Annotated in this window: 21 protein-coding genes; 19 read left to right on the top strand and 2 right to left on the bottom strand. The window is 67.6% G+C overall.

From position 1 onward, the window contains the following. The first annotated feature begins 7 nt into the window (after positions 1-7). Genes IG194_RS23850 through murB form a run of 7 tightly spaced genes read left to right on the top strand, consistent with a single transcriptional unit; the run spans position 8 to position 4,575 of the window. Positions 8-643: a MotA/TolQ/ExbB proton channel family protein gene (locus tag IG194_RS23850; protein WP_009621398.1), complete on the top strand. Its 636-nt coding sequence runs from the start codon at positions 8-10 to the stop codon at positions 641-643. Next, complete coding sequence (locus IG194_RS23855; RefSeq protein WP_009621400.1) at positions 640-1,086, top strand: ExbD/TolR family protein; 447 nt, start codon at positions 640-642, stop codon at positions 1,084-1,086. The genes IG194_RS23850 and IG194_RS23855 overlap by 4 nt, the downstream gene beginning before the upstream one ends. After that, positions 1,086-2,084 carry a tetraacyldisaccharide 4'-kinase gene (lpxK, locus tag IG194_RS23860; protein ID WP_009621402.1) on the top strand — a complete coding sequence of 333 codons (999 nt, stop codon included), beginning with the start codon at positions 1,086-1,088 and terminating at the stop codon, positions 2,082-2,084. The genes IG194_RS23855 and lpxK overlap by 1 nt, the downstream gene beginning before the upstream one ends. 40 nt (positions 2,085-2,124) lie before the next feature. Further along, positions 2,125-2,310 carry a Trm112 family protein gene (locus IG194_RS23865; protein ID WP_009621404.1) on the top strand — a complete coding sequence of 62 codons (186 nt, stop codon included), beginning with the start codon at positions 2,125-2,127 and terminating at the stop codon, positions 2,308-2,310. 20 nt (positions 2,311-2,330) lie between these two features. Then, positions 2,331-3,095 carry a 3-deoxy-manno-octulosonate cytidylyltransferase gene (gene kdsB / locus IG194_RS23870; RefSeq protein ID WP_058488932.1) on the top strand — a complete coding sequence of 255 codons (765 nt, stop codon included), beginning with the start codon at positions 2,331-2,333 and terminating at the stop codon, positions 3,093-3,095. Continuing rightward, complete coding sequence (locus IG194_RS23875; RefSeq protein WP_058488933.1) at positions 3,095-3,559, top strand: low molecular weight protein-tyrosine-phosphatase; 465 nt, start codon at positions 3,095-3,097, stop codon at positions 3,557-3,559. The genes kdsB and IG194_RS23875 overlap by 1 nt, the downstream gene beginning before the upstream one ends. After that, complete coding sequence (gene murB, locus IG194_RS23880; RefSeq protein WP_058488934.1) at positions 3,556-4,575, top strand: UDP-N-acetylmuramate dehydrogenase; 1,020 nt, start codon at positions 3,556-3,558, stop codon at positions 4,573-4,575. Before IG194_RS23875 ends, murB begins: the two co-directional genes overlap by 4 nt. 336 nt (positions 4,576-4,911) lie before the next feature. Here the strand turns inward: murB and rne are convergent, their stop codons facing one another. Beyond that, complete coding sequence (rne, locus tag IG194_RS23885) at positions 4,912-8,199, bottom strand: ribonuclease E (RefSeq protein ID WP_058488935.1); 3,288 nt, start codon at positions 8,197-8,199, stop codon at positions 4,912-4,914. A 579-nt stretch (positions 8,200-8,778) separates the two neighbouring features. On the opposite strand from rne, the gene rluC reads away from it, so the two are divergent. Genes rluC through sppA form a run of 3 tightly spaced genes read left to right on the top strand, consistent with a single transcriptional unit; the run spans position 8,779 to position 11,393 of the window. Beyond that, the gene (gene rluC, locus IG194_RS23890; protein WP_058488936.1) at positions 8,779-9,735 is read left to right on the top strand and encodes a 23S rRNA pseudouridine(955/2504/2580) synthase RluC; all 957 of its coding nucleotides are present in this window, start codon (positions 8,779-8,781) and stop codon (positions 9,733-9,735) included. Next, complete coding sequence (locus tag IG194_RS23895) at positions 9,728-10,423, top strand: HAD-IIIA family hydrolase (protein ID WP_058488937.1); 696 nt, start codon at positions 9,728-9,730, stop codon at positions 10,421-10,423. The genes rluC and IG194_RS23895 overlap by 8 nt, the downstream gene beginning before the upstream one ends. After that, on the top strand, positions 10,413-11,393 hold the full coding sequence (gene sppA, locus IG194_RS23900) for a signal peptide peptidase SppA (RefSeq protein ID WP_058488938.1): 981 nt from the start codon (positions 10,413-10,415) through the stop codon (positions 11,391-11,393). Before IG194_RS23895 ends, sppA begins: the two co-directional genes overlap by 11 nt. Before the next feature lie 218 nt (positions 11,394-11,611). Here sppA and IG194_RS23905 read toward each other — a convergent pair whose 3' ends face one another. Continuing rightward, the gene (locus IG194_RS23905; RefSeq protein WP_058488939.1) at positions 11,612-12,190 is read right to left on the bottom strand and encodes a Maf family protein; all 579 of its coding nucleotides are present in this window, start codon (positions 12,188-12,190) and stop codon (positions 11,612-11,614) included. Between the two features lie 110 nt (positions 12,191-12,300). Between IG194_RS23905 and IG194_RS23910 the strand changes: the two genes are divergently transcribed. The 9 genes from IG194_RS23910 to mltG all read left to right on the top strand — a co-directional run bounded on the left by IG194_RS23910 (position 12,301) and on the right by mltG (position 19,649). Beyond that, positions 12,301-12,831, top strand: a complete 531-nt coding sequence (locus tag IG194_RS23910; protein WP_058488940.1) for a YceD family protein — start codon at positions 12,301-12,303, stop codon at positions 12,829-12,831. A 13-nt stretch (positions 12,832-12,844) separates the two neighbouring features. Then, the gene (gene rpmF, locus IG194_RS23915; protein WP_009621425.1) at positions 12,845-13,027 is read left to right on the top strand and encodes a 50S ribosomal protein L32; all 183 of its coding nucleotides are present in this window, start codon (positions 12,845-12,847) and stop codon (positions 13,025-13,027) included. Between the two features lie 3 nt (positions 13,028-13,030). Beyond that, positions 13,031-14,038 carry a phosphate acyltransferase PlsX gene (plsX, locus tag IG194_RS23920; protein ID WP_082656923.1) on the top strand — a complete coding sequence of 336 codons (1,008 nt, stop codon included), beginning with the start codon at positions 13,031-13,033 and terminating at the stop codon, positions 14,036-14,038. Positions 14,039-14,243: 205 nt separating this feature from the next. After that, entirely contained in the window at positions 14,244-15,182 is a 939-nt protein-coding gene (gene fabD, locus IG194_RS23925) for an ACP S-malonyltransferase (RefSeq protein WP_043316160.1), read from the top strand. Positions 15,183-15,197: 15 nt separating this feature from the next. After that, positions 15,198-15,941 carry a 3-oxoacyl-ACP reductase FabG gene (gene fabG, locus IG194_RS23930; RefSeq protein ID WP_009621431.1) on the top strand — a complete coding sequence of 248 codons (744 nt, stop codon included), beginning with the start codon at positions 15,198-15,200 and terminating at the stop codon, positions 15,939-15,941. Between the two features lie 194 nt (positions 15,942-16,135). Beyond that, positions 16,136-16,372 (top strand): acyl carrier protein, encoded by a 237-nt coding sequence (acpP, locus tag IG194_RS23935; RefSeq protein WP_007160597.1) that lies wholly within the window; start codon positions 16,136-16,138, stop codon positions 16,370-16,372. 128 nt (positions 16,373-16,500) lie between these two features. Further along, positions 16,501-17,745: a beta-ketoacyl-ACP synthase II gene (fabF, locus tag IG194_RS23940; protein ID WP_009621439.1), complete on the top strand. Its 1,245-nt coding sequence runs from the start codon at positions 16,501-16,503 to the stop codon at positions 17,743-17,745. Then, the gene (pabC, locus tag IG194_RS23945) at positions 17,745-18,560 is read left to right on the top strand and encodes an aminodeoxychorismate lyase (protein ID WP_058488941.1); all 816 of its coding nucleotides are present in this window, start codon (positions 17,745-17,747) and stop codon (positions 18,558-18,560) included. The genes fabF and pabC overlap by 1 nt, the downstream gene beginning before the upstream one ends. 6 nt (positions 18,561-18,566) lie before the next feature. Beyond that, a complete protein-coding gene (mltG, locus tag IG194_RS23950) occupies positions 18,567-19,649 on the top strand; it encodes an endolytic transglycosylase MltG (protein WP_043267255.1) in 1,083 nt (360 codons plus the stop codon). Positions 19,650-19,653: the final 4 nt, after the last annotated feature.

The raw sequence follows: 19,653 nt of genomic DNA on the forward strand, positions 1-19,653 counted from the left end.
CGCCACTGTGTGGGAACTGGTCAAAGCCGGCGGCTGGATGATGCTGCCGATCATTCTGAGCTCCATCGCCGCCACCGCCATCGTCGCCGAACGACTCTGGACCCTGCGCCGCAGCCGCATCGCCCCGCCGCAGCTGCTGGGCCAGGTGTGGAAGCAGATCAAGGACAAGAAGCTGAACAGCCAGGCGCTCAAGGAGCTCAAGGCGTCTTCCCCGCTGGGCGAGGTGCTCGCCGCCGGCCTGGTCAACTCCAAGCACGGTCGCGAGATCATGAAGGAGTGCATCGAGGAGGCCGCCGGCCGGGTGATCCACGAGATGGAGCGCTACCTCAACGCCCTCGGCACCATCGCCGCCATGGCCCCGCTGCTCGGCCTGCTGGGCACCGTGTTCGGCATGATCCAGATCTTCAGCGCCTTCATGGGCGACGGCATGGCCAACGCCCCGCAGCTCGCCGGCGGCATCTCCAAGGCCCTGGTGACCACCGCCTCCGGCCTGATCGTGGCCATCCCGGCGGTGTTCTTCCACCGCTACCTGCTGCGCCGCGTCGATGAGCTGGTGGTGGCCATGGAGCAGGAAGCGATCAAGCTGGTGGAAATGGTCCAGGGCGACCGCGAGGTCGACCTCTCCGAGGATGGCAAAGCGTGAAATTCCGCCGCAGAAACGGCAGCGCCGCCCGCGATGACGTGTTCATCAACCTGGCGTCGCTGATCGACGTGATCTTCGTCCTGCTGCTGTTCTTCGTGGTCACCACCACCTTCAGCCGGCCGACGCAGCTGAAGGTCGAGCTGCCCGAGGCGGTCAGCGGCACGCCGCCGGAAGCCACCGACATCAAGCCGCTGGAACTGGACATCGACGCCGCCGGCCACTACGCGCTGAACGGCCAGACTCTGGTCAACGGCGACATCGCCACCCTGATGGCGGCGATGCAGAAGGAATCCGCCGGCGACAGCAGCCTGCCGCTGGTGATCACCGCCGACGGCAAGGCCACCCACCAGTCGGTGGTCACCGCCATGGACGCCGCCGGCAAGCTCGGCTTCAGCCACCTGCGCATCACCACCGTCGAGGCGCAGCCGGCGGCCAAGCCCTGATGGCGTTTTCCGAGCGCCTGCTGCAGGCCTGGTACCAGGGCCACCCGGCCCTCGGCCTGCTGCGCCCGCTGGAGGCGCTGTACCGGCGCATCGCCCTGCGCAAGCGCGCCGACTACCTGGAAGGCCGGCGCCAGGCCTACCGCGCGCCGGTGCCGGTCATCGTGGTCGGCAACGTCACCGTCGGCGGCACCGGCAAGACGCCGATGATCCTCTGGCTGATCGAGCACTGCCGCGCCCGCGGCCTCAAGGTCGGCGTGGTCAGCCGCGGCTACGGCGCCAAGCCGCCGAGCCTGCCCTGGCGGGTGCGCGCCGAACAGAGCGCGGCGCAGGCCGGCGACGAGCCGCTGATGATCGTCCAGCGCTGCGGCGTGCCCCTGGTCATCGACCCGGACCGCCCGGCCGCGGTGCGCGCGCTGCTGGCCGAAGAGCCGCTGGACCTGATCCTCTGCGACGACGGCCTGCAGCACTACCGCCTGGCCCGCGACCTGGAACTGGTGCTGATCGACGCCGCACGCGGCCTGGGTAACCGCCGCTGCCTGCCGGCCGGCCCCCTGCGCGAGCCGGCCGAGCGCCTGGAGTCGGTGGACGCGGTGCTCTACAACGGCGCCAGCAGCGATCCGGCCGGGGCCTTTTCCTTCGTCCTGCGGCCGAGCGCACTGGTCAACCTGCGCAGCGGCGAGCGCCGCGACCTGACGCACTTCCCGCCGGGCCAGCAGGTCCACGCCCTGGCCGGCATCGGCAACCCCCGGCGTTTCTTCGCGACGCTCGAGGCGCTACACTGGCGGCCTGTTCCGCACGCCTTCCCGGACCACGCGGCCTACAGCGCCGAGCAGCTGCAATTCAGCCCGCCGCTGCCCTTGCTGATGACCGAGAAGGATGCGGTGAAATGCCGGGCCTTCGCCGCCGCCGACTGGTGGTACCTCGCGGTCGACGCGCAGCCATCCCCGGCCTTCGTCGCCTGGTTCGACGCCCAGCTCGAGCGTCTGATCGCGCGCTGACGGGTGGCGCCGCCACCCATTGCTTTCCAAGGATTCCGCCATGGACCCGAAACTCCTCGACATCCTCGCCTGCCCGCTGTGCAAGGGGCCGCTGAAGCTCACCGACGACAAGTCCGAACTGATCTGCAAGGCCGACGGCCTGGCCTACCCGGTGCGCGACGGCATCCCGGTGATGCTCGAGGGCGAGGCCCGCACGCTGAACGTCGACGAACGCCTGGACAAGTGACCGAGAGCCGAGACCCTGCGATGAGCCAAGCCTTCACCGTCGTCATCCCGGCCCGCTTCGCCTCCACCCGCCTGCCCGGCAAGCCGCTGCAGGACATCTGCGGCAAGCCCATGGTCCAGCACGTCTGGGAGCAGGCGCGCAAGAGCGCCGCATCTCGCGTGGTTATCGCCACCGACGATGCGCACATCCTCGAAGCGGCCAACGTCTTCGGCGCCGAGGCGCTGCTGACCCGCGTCGACCACAACTCCGGCACCGACCGCCTGGCCGAGGTGGCCGATGCCCTGGGCCTGGCCGACGACGCCATCGTGGTCAACGTGCAGGGCGACGAGCCGCTGATCCCGCCGGCCATCATCGACCAGGTGGCGGCCAACCTGGCGGCCCACCCGGAAGCCGGCATCGCCACCCTGGCCGAACCGATCCACGAACTGGGCGCGCTGTTCAACCCGAACGTGGTGAAGGTGGTGACCGACCTCAACGGCCTGGCGCTGACCTTCAGCCGCGCGCCGCTGCCCTGGGCCCGCGACGCTTTCGCCAAGGAGCCGGACGGCCTGCCCCAGGGCGTGCCCTACCGTCGCCACATCGGCATCTACGCCTACCGCGCGCGCTTCCTCCGCGACTTCGTCGCCTGGGGCCCGTGCTGGCTGGAAGACACCGAGTGCCTGGAGCAGCTGCGGGCGCTCTGGCACGGCGTGCGCATCCACGTCGCCGACGCCCTGGAGGCGCCGCAGGCCGGGGTGGACACCGCCGAGGACCTGGAGCGCGTCAGGCGCATCCTGGGGGGCTGATGCGGGTTCTCTTCGTCTGCCTGGGCAACATCTGCCGTTCGCCCACCGCCGAGGGCGTATTCCGCCACAAGCTGCGCGAGGCCGGGCTGGAGGCGCGGGTGACCGTCGATTCCGCCGGCACCGGCGACTGGCACGTGGGCAAGGCGCCGGACGCCCGCACCCGCGTCGCTGCCATGCGCCGTGGCTATGACCTGTCGGCGTTGCGTGCGCGCCAGGTGAGCACTGCCGATTTCACCGACTTCGACCTGATCCTGGCCATGGACCTGAGCAACCTGGCTCATCTCGAACGCCTGGGACGGGGCGCCGGCCCGGCCGAACTGGACTTGTTCCTGCGCCGCTACGCCGGCGCGCTGGACGAGGTGCCCGATCCCTATTACGGCGGCGAGGCCGGTTTCGAGCAGGTGCTGGACCTGATCGAGCTGGCCTGCGACGCCCTGCTGCTGGAAGTGAAGGGGCGCCTGTGAGCCTGGTTTTGCAGAAAGACGTTTCCCTGAAAGCCTTCAATACCTTCGGCATCGAAGCGCGCGCGCAGTTGTTCGCCGAAGCCCGCGACGACCAGGAAGTGATGCAGGGCCTTGCCCTGGCGGTGGAACACGACCTGCCGCTGCTGGTGCTCGGCGGCGGCAGCAACCTGCTGCTGACCCGCGACGTCGAGGCCCTGGTATTGCGCATGGCCAGCCGTGGCGTGCGCATCCTCGAAGACGACGGTGATCGGGTGCGTATCGAAGCCGAGGCCGGCGAGGTCTGGGACGACCTGGTGCGTTGGAGCCTGGCGCAGGGCTTCGCCGGCCTGGAGAACCTCAGCCTGATCCCCGGCACCGTCGGCGCCGCGCCCATGCAGAACATCGGCGCCTATGGCGTGGAGCTGAAGGACGTGTTCGACAGCCTGGTGGCGCTGGACCGCCACAGCGGCGGTCTGCGCGAATTCCACCTGGACGATTGCGCCTTCGCCTACCGCGAGAGCCTGTTCAAGCGCGAGCCGGGGCGCTGGGTGATCCTGCGCGTGCGCCTGAAGCTCGCGCGCCGGGCCAGCCTGCACCTCGACTACGGTCCGGTGCGCCAGCGCCTGGCGGAGGAGGGCATAGACGCTCCTGGCCCCGCCGACGTGGCGCGGGTGATCTGCGCCATCCGCCGCGAGAAGCTGCCCGACCCGGCAGTGCTGGGCAATGCCGGCAGCTTCTTCAAGAACCCGCTGGTATCCGCCGCCGTGGCTGAGCGCCTGCGTGGCGAATACCCGGACCTGGTGGCCTATCCCCAGGCCGACGGCCAGGTCAAGCTGGCCGCCGGCTGGCTGATCGACAAGGCCGGCTGGAAGGGCTTCCGCGACGGCGCCGCCGGCGTGCATGCCCAGCAGGCGCTGGTGCTGGTCAACTACGGCGGCGCCAGCGGGGCGCAGATCCAGGCACTGGCCGAGCGTATCCGCGAGGACATCCGGCAGCGCTTCGGCGTGGAGCTGGAGATGGAGCCCAACCTCTACTGAGGTGTGCGGGCTTGGAAAAAGGCGCTTGCCGGCAACGGCAAGCGCCTTTTTTTGTCCGTGCTGCTTTTCGTAGGAGCGAGCCGTGCCCACCGGTATGGGTGTAGGAGCGGACCTTGTCCGCGATAGCCGGACATCCCGGCGCGATTCGCGGATGAGATCCGCTCCTACACTGCCCCACCACTCCATTCCCCTGTAGGAGCGCGCCCTGCGCGCGATATCGCGGGCAGGGCCCGCTCCTACAGTTGTTGTCGTGAGGCATGGCGATCTACCCCGCGCAACCCAGAAACCATAAAAAAAGGGGATGCCTAGGCATCCCCTTTTTCAGCACGCGGGCGATCAGCCGTGGTGCTTTTCCACTTCTTCGCGGTGCTGCTCGGCCTTGTCGGCTTCGACTTGCTCCTCGACGGCCTGGATGGTCTGCTCGCCTTCGGCAGCTTCGGCAGCTTCGGCAGCTTCGGCAGCTTCGGCAGCTTCGGCAGCGGGTGCTTCGGCGGCTTCGGTGGTGGCAGACGCTTCGACAGTCTCCTGGGCCGCTTCTACGACGCTTTCTTCCGCGGCCTCGACTTGCTGCTCGGCGATGGCTTCCACCTCGGCGGCCTGTTCGACCCCGGCGGTTTCTACTACGGCCGGAGCGGCAGCGGCGGCTTCCGCGGCTTCACGGGCCAGGCGCTCGGCTTCGCGCTGCAGGCGACGACGCTCGCGCGGGTCGTTCAGGGCGCGGCCGGTGGCGTTGGCTGCCGGCTGGGCTTCGTCCTGGCTCGGCGCGGCAACAGCAGGCTCGGCCTGGGCGACCGGGGCTTCGACCACCTCGGGTTCGACGTGAGCGGTCTCGACGACCGGAGCGGCTTCGACCACGGCTTGCGCAGCAGGCTGCTCGACCGGCTCGGCGGCGGCCGGGGCGGATTCGCTCGGCTGCAGGCTGAACTCGACGATCTGCTCGCCGGCGCTTTCCTCGCGGGTCTCGGTGACCACGACGGTGTCGGCGCCGGCTTCGACGGCAGCGACCGGCTCGGCGGTTTGCTCGCTGGCGGCTTCGACGACCTGCTCGGCGACCACGGCTACCGCGGCAACGCCGGTTGCGGCCAGGGCCGGGGCGGACGGCGACTCGCTGCCTTGCGGCTGCTCACCGGCCTCCGGGCCTTCCACGCCGACTTCGCGCTGACGCTCGCGGCGGTTGCTGCGGCGGCGCTGGCCACGGGAACGGCGGCGCGGACGATCGTCATCGCTGCCTTCCTGGTCGTCCTGCTCCAGCAGTTCCTCGTTGTTCGGCTCTTCGGCTTCCAGCGCGGCTTCGCGGGCCTGGCGCTCCTCGCGGGGCTGGCGTTCGCCACGTTCGCGACGCTCACCACGCTCTTCGCGCGGCTGGCGTTCTTCACGGGGCTGACGCTCTTCACCCGGCTGGCGCTCGGCGCGTTCTTCACGCGGTTGGCGCTCCTCACGGGGCTGGCGCTCGGCACGCTCTTCACGCGGTTGGCGTTCCTCGCGGGGTTGACGCTCGGCGCGCTCTTCACGCGGTTGGCGCTCCTCGCGGGGCTGACGCTCGGCACGCTCTTCGCGCGGCTGACGTTCCTCGCGGGGCTGACGCTCGGCGCGCTCTTCACGCGGCTGGCGTTCCTCGCGCGGCTGACGCTCGGCACGCTCTTCGCGCGGTTGACGTTCCTCGCGCGGCTGGCGTTCGGCGCGTTCTTCACGCGGCTGGCGCTCTTCGCGGGCCGGGCGCTCGGCGCGCTCTTCACGACGGCGCTCGTTGCGCTCGCCACGCTCCTCGCGGGGCTTGCGCTCGTCGTCGCGACGGCCGCCATCACGGCGACGGTTCTGCTGGCGGCCGTTGCGGCGCTCGTCCGGGGTCGAGCTGCGCTCGCTGGCGGGTTTCTCCGCGCTGGCGGCCGGCTTGGCCTCTTCTTCCTTGCCGGCGAACAGGCTCACCAGCGACTTGACCAGGCCCTGGAACAGGCTCGGCTGCGGCATCGGCTTGGCGGCTTCCACCGGTTGCGGCGCGGCGGCCTGTTCGGCCTGCTGCGGAGCGGGAGTCTGCGGGGAAACGGTCTTCACCGCGGCTTCCTGGCGTACCAGGGTGCGGGTGGCGCTGACCGGCTGGACTTCCTCGTGCTCGACCTGGGCCATCTCGTAGCTGGTGTGGCCGACCAGCAGGTCCGGGTTGTCGTCACGCAGGCGCTGCACTTCGAAGTGCGGGGTTTCCAGATGCTCGTCCGGCAGGATGAAGATGCGCGCGCGGGTGCGCAGCTCGATCTTGGTGATGGCGTTGCGCTTCTCGTTGAGCAGGAAGGCGGCGACCTGGAAGGGCACGCGGGCGCGGACTTCCGCGGTGCGGTCCTTCAGCGCTTCTTCCTCGATCAGGCGCAGGATGGCCAGCGACAGGGATTCCACGTCGCGAATGATGCCCTGGCCGTTGCAACGCGGGCAGACGATGCCGCTGGTCTCGCCGAGGGACGGACGCAGGCGCTGGCGGGACATCTCCAGCAGGCCGAAGCGCGAGATGCGCCCGACCTGCACGCGCGCGCGGTCGGCCTCGAGGGCTTCGCGCACGCGCTCTTCCACGGCGCGCTGGTTCTTCGCCGGGGTCATGTCGATGAAGTCGATGACGATCAGGCCGCCGATGTCACGCAGGCGCAGCTGGCGGGCGATTTCCTCGGCCGCTTCCAGGTTGGTCTGCAGGGCGGTTTCCTCGATGTCGCCGCCCTTGGTGGCGCGCGCCGAGTTGATGTCGATGGAGACCAGGGCCTCGGTCGGGTCGATGACGATGGAGCCGCCGGAGGGCAGCTTCACTTCGCGCTGGAAGGCGGTCTCGATCTGGCTCTCGATCTGGAAGCGGTTGAACAGCGGAACGCTGTCCTGGTACAGCTTCACCTTGCTGGCGTACTGCGGCATCACCTGGCGGATGAAGTTCAGGGCTTCTTCCTGGGCGTCGATGCTGTCGATCAGCACTTCGCCGATGTCCTGGCGCAGGTAGTCGCGGATGGCGCGGATGATGACGTTGCTTTCCTGGTAGATCAGGAAGGGCGCGCCGCGCTCGCCGGAGGCTTCCTTGATGGCGCCCCACAGTTGCAGGAGGTAGTCCAGGTCCCACTGCAGTTCTTCGGAGCTGCGGCCCAGGCCCGCGGTGCGGACGATCAGGCCCATGTCGGCGGGGGCGTTCAGGCCGTTCAGGGCTTCGCGCAGTTCGTTGCGCTCTTCGCCCTCGATGCGGCGGGAGATGCCGCCGGCGCGGGGGTTGTTCGGCATCAGCACCAGGTAGCGGCCGGCCAGGCTGATGAAGGTGGTCAGGGCCGCGCCCTTGTTGCCGCGCTCTTCCTTCTCGACCTGGACGATGACTTCCTGGCCTTCGCTGAGCACATCCTTGATGTTGATGCGCCCTTCGGGGTTCTTCTTGAAGTACTCGCGGGAAATTTCCTTGAGGGGGAGGAAGCCGTGGCGCTCGGCGCCGAAGTCGACGAAGGCGGCTTCCAGGCTGGGCTCGACGCGGGTGATGCGGCCCTTGTAGATGTTGGCCTTCTTCTGTTCGCGCGCGCCGGACTCGATGTCCAGGTCGAACAGACGCTGGCCATCTACCAGCGCTACACGCAACTCTTCGGGTTGAGTTGCGTTGATCAGCATTCTTTTCATGTAGTACCAATGGTTTCCGGGGCCACCGGAAACGGCAATCGGCACCCACGACTCTCACGGTCGGTGCTCAGGCGCGTACTCAGGAACGGCGGACCATTCCCGTGTCCAGCGACGTCCGGCCAGCAACGGGCCGGGTCGCGACTACGTCTCCTGCTTGTCCTGCGAACAAGCAATCAACAGGAGGAGGAATCAGCTGTCGGAGGCGGACGAAAGAGTGCGTCTGAAACAAGGCTATGCCAGCTACGCGGTCCGACAGTTGTGCATCTCCACCCTGCACGTTTCCTATTGAAGAAGCGGGTGCCGCTCGCAGAATCCGGGAGCGGGTTGGCTTTTCACGGCTACCGAGGCAGCCGTGCGTCATGTCTCAAGGCTCGGGTTCCGAATCGTTGCGGCGAGGGATTCATGGGTCCGCCACGGCAACGCTTCGCAGGACTGCCTCACGTCCGTTCAATGTGCTTGCAGGCAGCGGGGATGGCGATTTCGCTGACATCCGCGGGCCCGGCCACTTTTGGCGGCCTCCCGAATATAGCAGCAATGATTAAGTGCTTCAATTGAATGAAAAATTGCTATGATGGGCGGATGACGACTTCCTCCCCTCCGACTTCCGGCGTCCAGCTGCTTGAAGTCGCGCCGGAATATGCCGGCCAGCGCATCGACAATTTCCTCAGAACTCAGCTCAAAGGCGTACCCAAGACCTTGATCTATCGCATCCTGCGCAAGGGCGAGGTGCGGGTGAACAAGGGGCGGATCAAGCCCGAGTACAAGCTGCAGGCCGGGGACGTGGTGCGTGTGCCGCCGCTGCGCCTGGCCGAGCGCGACGAGCCGGCGCCGCTGGCCCAGGGGCTGCTCGAGCGCCTGGAGGCCGCCATCGTCTACGAAGACAAGGCGCTGATCGTGATCAACAAGCCCGCCGGCATCGCCGTGCACGGCGGCAGCGGCCTCAGCTATGGCGTGATCGAGGCCTTCCGTCAGCTGCGCCCGGAGGCCAAGGACCTGGAGCTGGTGCACCGTCTGGACCGCGACACTTCCGGCCTGCTGATGATCGCCAAGAAGCGCAGCATGTTGCGCCACTTGCATGATGCGCTGCGCAACGAGCACGTGGTGGACAAGCGCTACCACGCCCTTGTGCGCGGCAGCTGGCCGGCGGCGAAGAAGCAGATCCGCGCGCCGCTGCTGAAGAACAACCTGCGTTCCGGCGAGCGCATGGTGGAGGTCAACGTCGAAGGCAAGGACGCGCTCACCGAGTTCAAGGTGCTGCGCCGCTTCGGCGACTTCGCCACCCTGGTGGAGGCGCGGCCGATCACCGGGCGCACCCATCAGATTCGCGTGCACGCCAAGCACGCCGGGCATTCCATCGCCGGCGACGCCAAGTACGGTGACGACGAATTCTCTCGCGAAATCCGCGAGCTGGGCGGCAAGCGCCTGTTCCTGCACTCCGCGCAGCTGCGCGTGCCCATGCCCGACGGCTCCACCCTGGAGCTGGACGCCGAGGTGGATGACATCTGGCGCAGCACCCTGGAGCGCCTGGATGCCTGATTACGCGCTGCTGGTCTTCGACTGGGACGGCACTCTGGTCGATTCCGTCGGCCGCATCGTCGAGTCGATGCGGGTGGCGGCCGAGCGTTCCGGCCTGCCGCGGCGCAGCGACGAAGCCATAAAAGGCATCATCGGCCTGGGGCTGCCGGAGGCGATCCAGACGCTGTACCCGGAAGTCGACGATGAGGCGGCGCTGACAGTCTTTCGTGGCGATTACGCCGAGCATTATCTGATGCTGGAGGTCGAACCTTCTCCTTTGTTCCCCGGCGTGGCCGATGCGCTGGAGCATTTCCGCCAGTCCGGCTACCGTCTGGCGGTCGCCACCGGCAAGAGCCGCCGCGGCCTGGATCGGGTGCTGAAGGGGCGGGGCTGGGAAGGCTTCTTCGACATCACCCGCGCCGCCGACGAGTCGGCGAGCAAGCCCGACCCACGCATGCTGCATGAAATCCTCGCGCATTGCCGGGTCGAGCCGGGCCGCGCGCTGATGGTCGGGGATGCGCCCTTCGACCTGGAGATGGCGCGCCGGGCGGGCATGGATTCGGTGGCGGTGTCCTACGGGGCGCAGCCGCTGTCCGTGCTGCGCGAATACGGCCCGCGCCTGGAAATCGGGCATTTCAACGAATTGCGCGCCTGGCTGGATGGCCGGGCGCAGGACCTACGGATCGAGGTGAGCGAGCATGTCGGATGAGTGGAAGGCCGAGGAGCCCGGCAAGGAAGACGCGAAGAGCTGGAAGCTGCTGGAGAAGGCTGTGCTGGCGGGCGTGCAGGAACAGCGCCGGGCCCGTCGCTGGGGCATCTTCTTCAAGCTGCTGACCTTCGTCTACCTGTTCGGCGCCCTGGCGCTGTTCACCCCCTTGAGCGGTCTGTCCAAGTCCGCCTCGCGCAGCGGCAGCCATACCGCGCTGATCGAGGTGAAGGGCATGATTGCCGACGACGAGCCGGCCAGCGCCGACAATGTCGTCGGGGCGCTGAAGGCGGCCTTCGAGGACAGCGGCACCAAGGGCATCGTCCTGCGCATCAACAGCCCGGGCGGCAGTCCGGTGCAGTCCGGCTATATATATGACGAGATCAAGCGCCAGCGCGGCCTGCATCCGGACGTGAAGGTCTACGCGGTGATCAGCGACCTGGGGGCGTCCGGCGCCTACTACATCGCCAGCGCCGCCGATGAGATCTACGCCGACAAGGCCAGCCTGGTCGGCTCCATCGGCGTCACCGCCGCCACCTTCGGCTTCGTCGGCACCATGGAGAAGCTCGGCGTCGATCGCCGCGTCTACACCTCCGGCGAGCACAAGGCCTTCCTCGATCCCTTCCAGCCGCCCAAGGCCGAAGAGACGCAGTTCTGGCAGGGCGTGCTGGACACCACCCACAAGCAGTTCATCGACAGCGTGAAGAAAGGGCGCGGCGATCGCCTGAAGGACAAGGACCACCCCGAGCTGTTCTCCGGGCTGATCTGGTCCGGCGAGCAGGCGCTGCAACTCGGCCTGATCGATGGCCTGGGCAGTACCAGTTACGTGGCGCGCGATGTGGTCAAGGAAAAGGAAATCGTCGACTACACCGTGCAGGAAACGCCGTTCGACCGCTTCGCCAAGAAGATCGGCGCCAGCGTCGCCGAGCGCCTGGCGCTGTGGATGGGCTGGCAGGGGCCGGCGCTGCGCTGAGGCCCTGGTGCTCGAAACGAGCCGCTGCCTTTATATATAGAGGCAGCGGCTTTTTCGTTTCCGGGCGGGCCTTGTCGACCTCCGCTCCTACACCGCCCGCCCATGCCATTCCCCTGTAGGAGCGGGCCCTGCCCGCGATTCGCGCGCAGGGCGCGCTCCTACATGTTCCGGAAGGGGGCCGATTGTAGGGGGAGGGGGGCGGACTCCGTCCGCGATGCTCAGGGAACCTGCACGCCTTCCGCCAGCAGCATGTCCACCAGGCGGATCAGCGGCAGGCCGACCAGGCTGGTGCCGTCCTCGCCCTCTGTCGCGCGGAACAGGCTGACGCCCAGGCCCTCGGCCTTGAAGCTGCCGGCGCAATCGAAGGGGCGTTCGGCTTCGAGGTAGCGGCGGATGCGCGCCTCGTCCAGTTCGCGGAAGTGCACGCGGAAGGGGATGCAGTCCACCTGGCAGCGGCCGCTGGCGCTGTCCAGCAGGGCCAGGCCGGTGAGGAAGCTGACGCTGTTGCCGCTGGAGGCCTTGAGTTGCTCCATGGCCCGCTCCAGGGTGTGCGGCTTGCCGAGGATCGCCTGGCCCTGGACGGCGGCCTGGTCCGAGCCGATGATCAGGTGCTCGGGAAAGCGCGCCGCCAGCGCCCGCGCCTTGGCTTCGGCGAGGCGGCGCACCAGTTGTTCGGCGCTTTCGCCGGGCAGCGGGCTTTCATCTATATCCGGGCTCGCGCATTCGAAGGGCAGGCGCAGGCGTTGCAGCAATTCGCGGCGGTAGGGCGAGCTTGAGGCGAGAATCAGTGGGCGCATCGGGAGTCTCCTGGGCGAAGTCCGCGATTCTAGCGAAAAGGCTGTCCATACAGCGGTTTATGCCTAATTTCCTTTGACAGAGGCGGGTGCATCCCTATAATGGCGCGCTTATGTTGAATGGGCCGATACCACCTCACGTCGATCCGCGCAAATTGGTAGAGCGCGAAGCCACCCTCGAGGGTGTGCTGCCGCTCGCCAGTATGCCGCGGGTGTGCGAACAGCTGACCAGCAGCGAAGGCAACGTCCGGGCGAAGTTCTTCTTCCACCGCGACGAGCAGAAGCTGGCGGTCATGCATGTCGAAGTCGACGCGCAGGTGAGCATGGTATGCCAACGCTGCCTCGAGCCGGCGACCTTCCAGGTCACCAGCGAGTCCGACTTCGCCATCCTCTGGGAAGGCCAGTCTGCCGAAGGGCTGCCGAAGGGGTACGATGCGCTGGAAGTGGGGGAGGAACCCCTCGACCTGCCGCCTCTGGTCGAGGACGAGCTGTTGCTCGCCTTGCCCATCGTTCCGGCCCATGACCCTGAAGAATGCCAGCATCCGGCGGGATTTGCAGCAGCGCCCGAGCCGAGCGAGAACGTGGAAGAACGTCCCAACCCGTTCAGCGTACTGGCGCAGTTGAAGCGTGACCCAAACGTTTAGGAGTTAATCAATCATGGCTGTTCAGCAGAACAAAAAATCCCGTTCCGCTCGTGACATGCGTCGTTCCCACGATGCGCTCGATGCGAACGCTCTGTCCGTGGAAAAGAGCACCGGTGAAGTCCACCTGCGCCACCACGTCTCCCCGGACGGCTTCTATCGCGGCCGCAAGGTCGTAGACAAGGGCTCTGACGAGTAATCCTTGTCCGCACCAATCATCGCGATTGATGCAATGGGTGGGGACTTCGGTCCCCACTGCATTGTTCCGGCCAGCATTTCCTTCCTGGCCCGGCACCCCGCTCTGCAACTGGTCCTCGTCGGCCAGGCTCCCCTTCTCGAAGAACTCTGCGCCCGCGTTCCCGCGGTCGACCGCCCGCGCCTGCACATCCAGCACGCCAGCGAAGTCATCGGCATGGACGAACGCCCGTCCCAGGCCCTGCGCAGCAAGCCCGACTCCTCCATGCGCGTCGCCCTGGAACTGGTCCGCGACGGTACGGCCCATGCCTGCGTCAGCGCCGGCAATACCGGCGCGCTGATGGCCCTGTCGCGCTATCTGCTCAAGACCCTGCCGGGCATCGACCGGCCGGCCATGGTCACCGCCGTGCCGACCCAGACCGGGCATTGCCACCTGCTGGACCTGGGGGCGAACGTCGATTGCAGCGCCGAGCACCTCTACCAGTTCGCCGTGATGGGCGCGGTGGCGGCCGAGGCGCTGGGCAAGGCCAACCCGAGGGTGGCGCTGCTCAACGTCGGCACCGAGGAAATCAAGGGCAACCAGCAGGTCAAGCTGGCCTCGACCCTGCTGGAGCAGGCCCGCGGCATCAACTACATCGGCTACATAGAAGGCGACGGCCTGTACCGTGGCCTGGCCGACGTGGTGGTGTGCGACGGCTTCGTCGGCAACATCCTGCTGAAAGCCAGCGAGGGGCTGGCGGCCATGGTGGTCAGCCGCCTGGAGCAACTGTTCGCGTCTAGCCTGTCGGCGAAAGCCATTGGCCTGGTGGCCATGCCGCTGCTGCGCCGCCTGCGCAGCGACCTGACGCCGGCCCGGCACAACGGCGCGAGCTTCCTGGGGCTGCAGGGCATCGTGGTGAAGAGCCACGGCAGCGCGGCCGAGGAGGGCATCCAGAGTGCTCTGCGCCGGGCCCTGGCGGAAATCCGCGAGAACCTGCCGCAGCGGCTCCACGGGCGACTCGAGAGCCTTCTCTAAGTAACTGAATAGAAAGGAAATAGAGATTTCTGGCGGTAATGGAAGTATGCTTGCGCACCGCGCTCGCAAGGCCGCCCGGCGAGATGATGTCCTCGCCCTGGCGATGTGACCGCGCGGTCGAGGCCGTCATCCAACTGTCAGTTCCATGCGCCAGGCTGCTGCTGGCGTTACCCTTCGACGAAACAGACACAAGGGACCCGTTGCAATGTCCGCATCCCTCGCATTCGTTTTCCCCGGCCAGGGCTCGCAATCCCTCGGCATGCTGGCCGAGTTGGGCGCGCAGCACGCACTGGTGCGTGACACCTTCGCCGAAGCCTCGTCGGCCCTGGGCTACGACCTCTGGGCTCTGGTGCAGGAAGGCCCGGAAGAGCGCCTGAACCAGACCGACAAGACCCAGCCCGCCATCCTCACCGCCTCCATCGCCCTGTGGCGCCTGTGGCAGGCCGAGGGCGGCGCCGCGCCGGCCTACGTCGCCGGCCACAGCCTGGGCGAGTACTCGGCCCTGGTCGCCGCCGGCAGCCTGGGCTTCGCCGAGGCGGTGAAACTGGTCGAGCGCCGCGGCCAATTGATGCAGGAAGCGGTGCCCGCCGGTACCGGCGGCATGGCCGCGATCCTCGGCCTGGAAGACGCCGACGTGCTGGCCGCCTGCGCCGAAGCCGCGCAGGGTGAGGTGGTCAGCGCCGTCAACTTCAACGCTCCCGGCCAGGTGGTGATCGCCGGTGCCGCCGCCGCGGTCGAGCGTGCCATCGAGGCCTGCAAGGCGCGCGGCGCCAAGCGCGCCGTGGCGCTGCCGGTCAGCGTGCCGTCGCACTGCGCGCTGATGCGCCCGGCCGCCGAGCGCTTCGCCGAAGCGGTGGAAGCCATCGCCTGGCAGGCTCCGCAGATCGCCCTGGTGCAGAACGTCAGCGCCCAGGTGCCGGCGGACCTCGACACCCTCAAGCGCGACCTTCTGGCGCAGCTGTACAGCCCGGTGCGCTGGGTCGAGACCGTGCAACTGCTCGCCGCCAAGGGCGTGAGCGATCTGGTAGAGTGCGGCCCTGGCAAGGTCCTGGCCGGCCTGAACAAGCGTTGCGCCAAGGGCGTGAACACCCACAATCTGGATTCGGCGGACGCCTTCGCGGCGGCTCGTGCGGCTCTGGCTTGAACAGGAGATAAGAGCATGAGTCTGCAAGGTAAGGTTGCCCTGGTCACCGGCGCGAGCCGCGGCATCGGCCAGGCCATCGCCCTGGAACTGGGCCGCCTGGGCGCCATCGTCATCGGCACCGCCACCAGCGCCTCGGGCGCCGAGAAGATCGCCGAATACCTCAAGGCCAACGGCATCGAAGGCGCCGGCCTGGTCCTGGACGTTTCCAGCGACGAATCCGTCGCCTCCACCCTCGAACACATCCAGCAGCACCTCGGCCAGCCGCTGATCGTGGTCAACAACGCCGGCATCACCCGCGACAACCTGCTGATGCGGATGAAGGACGACGAGTGGTTCGACGTGGTCAACACCAACCTCAACAGCCTCTACCGTCTGTCGAAAGCCGTGCTGCGCGGCATGACCAAGGCTCGCTGGGGTCGCATCATCAACATCGGCTCGGTGGTCGGCGCCATGGGTAATGCCGGGCAGACCAACTATGCCGCGGCGAAGGCCGGCCTAGAGGGCTTCACCCGCGCCCTGGCGCGCGAAGTGGGCTCCCGTGCCATCACCGTCAACGCGGTGGCCCCGGGCTTCATCGACACCGACATGACCCGCGAGCTGCCCGAAGCCCAGCGCGAAGCGCTGCTCGGCCAGATTCCGCTCGGGCGTCTCGGCCAAGCCGAAGAGATCGCCAAGGTGGTAGGATTCCTCGCCTCCGATGGTGCCGCCTATGTGACCGGCGCCACGGTACCGGTGAATGGCGGAATGTACATGAGCTGAATGTGACCTTACTCTTCGCGGATGTGTCATATGCGCTGTCTAAAATCCGTTATATAGATGCAACTGGGTTATAGACAGAACATCGTGGTGGTCGCGAAGGGGCGTCGGCGTTCAGCTTGAAATGCAGAAAACCCTTTCTATACACTTACCCGCAGCCCAGCTGTACGGATTGTCCATAGGAGTGAAAACAAGGTATGAGCACCATCGAAGAACGCGTCAAGAAGATCGTTGCTGAGCAACTCGGCGTTAAGGAAGAAGAAGTCACCAACAGCGCTTCCTTCGTCGAAGACCTGGGCGCCGACTCCCTTGACACCGTTGAGCTGGTGATGGCTCTGGAAGAGGAATTCGAGACCGAAATCCCCGACGAGCAAGCCGAAAAGATCACCACCGTGCAGGAAGCCATCGACTACATCGTTGCCCACCAGCAATAAGTAGCCGTTTCCGACGGAAGAAGCCGCACGGCCTGCAAAGGCGTGCGGCTTTTCTTTAGCATGGCGCTGGACAGCCCTGGTCGCGGTCCGGCGCCTATGCCGTGTATTCGCAAAATGAGGAAGTCGTAGTGTCGCGCAGACGCGTCGTCATCACTGGCATGGGTATGCTCTCGCCGCTGGGCGTGGACGTGCCGAGTTCCTGGCAGGGTATCCTGGCCGGCCGCAGCGGTATCGCCCCGATCGAGCACATGGACCTTTCCGCCTTTTCCACCCGCTTCGGCGGTTCGGTGAGGGGGTTCGACGTCGAGCAGTACATGTCCGCCAAGGAAGCCCGCAAACTCGACCTGTTCATCCAGTACGGCCTGGCCGCCAGCTACCAGGCGGTGCGCGATTCCGGTCTGGAAGTTACCGACGCCAACCGCGAGCGCATCGGCGTCGCCATCGGCTCGGGCATCGGCGGCCTGACCAACATCGAGAACACCTGCCGTTCTCTGTTCGAGCAGGGGCCGCGGCGCATTTCGCCGTTCTTCGTGCCCGGCTCGGTCATCAACATGGTTTCCGGGTTCCTGTCGATCAACCTCGGTCTGCAGGGCCCCAACTACGCCATCACCACCGCTTGCACCACCGGCACCCACAACATCGGCATGGCCGCGCGCAACATCGCCTACGGCGAGGCTGACGTGATGGTCGCCGGCGGTTCGGAAATGGCCACCTGCGGCCTGGGCATCGGCGGTTTCGGCGCCGCCCGCGCGCTGTCCACCCGCAACGACGAGCCGGCCAGGGCCAGCCGCCCGTGGGACAGGGACCGCGACGGCTTCGTGCTCTCCGACGGCGCCGGCGCAGTGGTGCTGGAAGAGCTGGAGCACGCCAAGGCCCGCGGCGCGCGCATCTACGCCGAGCTGGTCGGCTTCGGCATGAGCGGCGACGCCTTCCACATGACCGCGCCGCCGGAAGATGGCGCCGGCGCTGCCCGTTGCATGAAGAACGCCCTGCGCGACGCCGGCCTGAACCCGGAGCAGGTCGACTACATCAACGCCCACGGCACCTCCACCCCGGCCGGCGACATTGCCGAGATCTCCGCGGTGAAGTCGATCTTCGGCGAGCACGCCTACAAGCTGTCGATGAGCTCGACCAAGTCCATGACCGGCCACCTGCTCGGTGCCGCCGGTGCGGTGGAAGCCATCTTCTGCATCCTGGCGCTGCGCGACCAGGTGGCGCCGCCGACCATCAACCTGGACAACCCGGACGAAGGCTGCGACCTCGACCTGGTGGCGAACCGGCTCAAGGAGCGCAGCATCGAAGTGGCGGTGTCCAACTCCTTCGGCTTCGGCGGCACCAACGGTTCCCTGGTGTTCCGCCGGTTCAACGGCTGATGTCCGCCTGGGTCGACGGCCGGCCCGCCGAGGCCCTGTCCGTGCGCGATCGCGGGCTGGCCTACGGCGATGGCCTGTTCGAGACCATTGCCGTGCGCGCCGGCCGGCCACGCCTGCTGGCGCGGCACCTGGCGCGCCTGGAAGAGGGCATCCGGCGCCTGTTCCTGCCGGTGTCGCTGGCCCAGGTCGAGCAGGAACTGCTGGCCTTCGCCGCGCAGCTGGGCGAGGGCGTGGCCAAGCTGATGCTGACCCGCGGCGAAGGCCTGCGCGGTTATGCCGCGCCGGCCGACGCCCAGGTGCGGCGCATCCTCATCGGCTCGCCGGCGCCGGCCTACCCGGCGGCCCATTTCGACGAGGGCATCGCCCTTTTCCCCTGCGCCACCCGCCTGGCCGAGCAACCGCTGCTGGCCGGCCTCAAGCACCTCAACCGCCTGGAGCAGGTCCTGGCCCGCAGCGAATGGAGCGACCCGGCCTTCGCCGAGGGGCTGATGCGCGACCAGGGCGGGCGCGTGGTCGAAGGCGTATTCAGCAACCTGTTCCTGGTCCGCGACGGCCAATTGATCACGCCCGAACTGAGCCGCTGCGGAGTGGCCGGGGTGATGCGCGCCGAACTGCTGGAGTGGGCGGCGGGGCAGGGCATTCCCACTGCGGTTCGGGATGTTGCCTACGTCGAACTGTTGCAGGCCGATGAGGTCTTTCTCTGCAACAGCCTCTATGGTGTCTGGCCGGTGCGTCGACTCGAAGCCCATGCCTGGCCGGTCGGGGCGATCACCCGTAAACTGCAAGCCCACTTCCGCGAACGCCTGGATTCCTGACCTGTGATGCGCAAATTGCTGGTGCTGCTGGAAAGCGGCCTGCTGTTGGCCGGGCTGTTGCTCGGCCTGGCCGGCTGGGAGCAGCGCCGGGCCCTGCAGCAGCCGCTGCAGCTGACCGAAGAACGCCTGCTGGACGTCCCTTCCGGCGCCACGCCGGGGGCGCTGCTGACGCGCCTGCAGGACGAGGAAGTGCTGCACGGCGCCTTCTGGCTGCGCCTGTACTGGCGCTTCAACCTGGCCGGGCAGGCCCTGCACAGCGGCGAATACCGACTCAAGCCGGGGATGAGCGGCGATGACCTGCTGGAGCTGTGGCGCGAAGGCGACGTGGTGCAGTACAGCCTGACCTTGGTAGAGGGCTGGACCTTCCACCAGTTCCGCGAACTGCTGGCGCGCCAGCCCAAGCTGGAAGCCACCCTGGCCGGCCTGAGCGACGAAGAGGTGATGAAGCGCCTGGGCAAGGCCGGCGTCGTGCCCGAGGGGCACTTCTTCCCGGACACCTACCGCTATGTCCGCGGCATGCGCGACATCGACCTGCTCAAGCTGGCCTACCAGCGCATGGAGCGCATCCTCGACCAGGAGTGGCAGGGCCGCAGCGGCGACCTGCCCTACAAGGACCCGTACCAGGCGCTGATCATGGCATCGCTGGTGGAGAAGGAAACCGGCGTGCCCCAGGAGCGCCCGCAGATCGCCGGGGTCTTCGTGCGCCGCCTGCAGAAGAACATGCTGCTGCAGACCGACCCGACCGTGATCTACGGCATGGGCGAGCGCTACAGCGGCAAGATCAGCCGCGCCGACCTGCGCGAGCCCACCCCCTACAACACCTACGTGATCGCCGGCCTGCCGCCGACGCCGATCGCCATGCCCGGGCGCGAGGCGATCCATGCCGCGCTCAATCCGGCCGATGGCCAGAGCCTGTATTTCGTCGCCCGTGGCGATGGCAGCCACGTGTTTTCCGACAACCTCGACGACCACAACAAGGCGGTGCAGGAATACCAGCTGAAGCGGCGCGCGGACTACCGGTCCAGCCCCGCGCCGATTCCCGCACCGGCGCCGGCGGAAGCTCCTGGGCAACCGCCGGCGCAGCAGTAGCACA

The organism is Pseudomonas sp. ADPe (assembly GCF_014843515.1).
In the GTDB taxonomy this organism is placed as follows: domain Bacteria; phylum Pseudomonadota; class Gammaproteobacteria; order Pseudomonadales; family Pseudomonadaceae; genus Pseudomonas; species Pseudomonas citronellolis.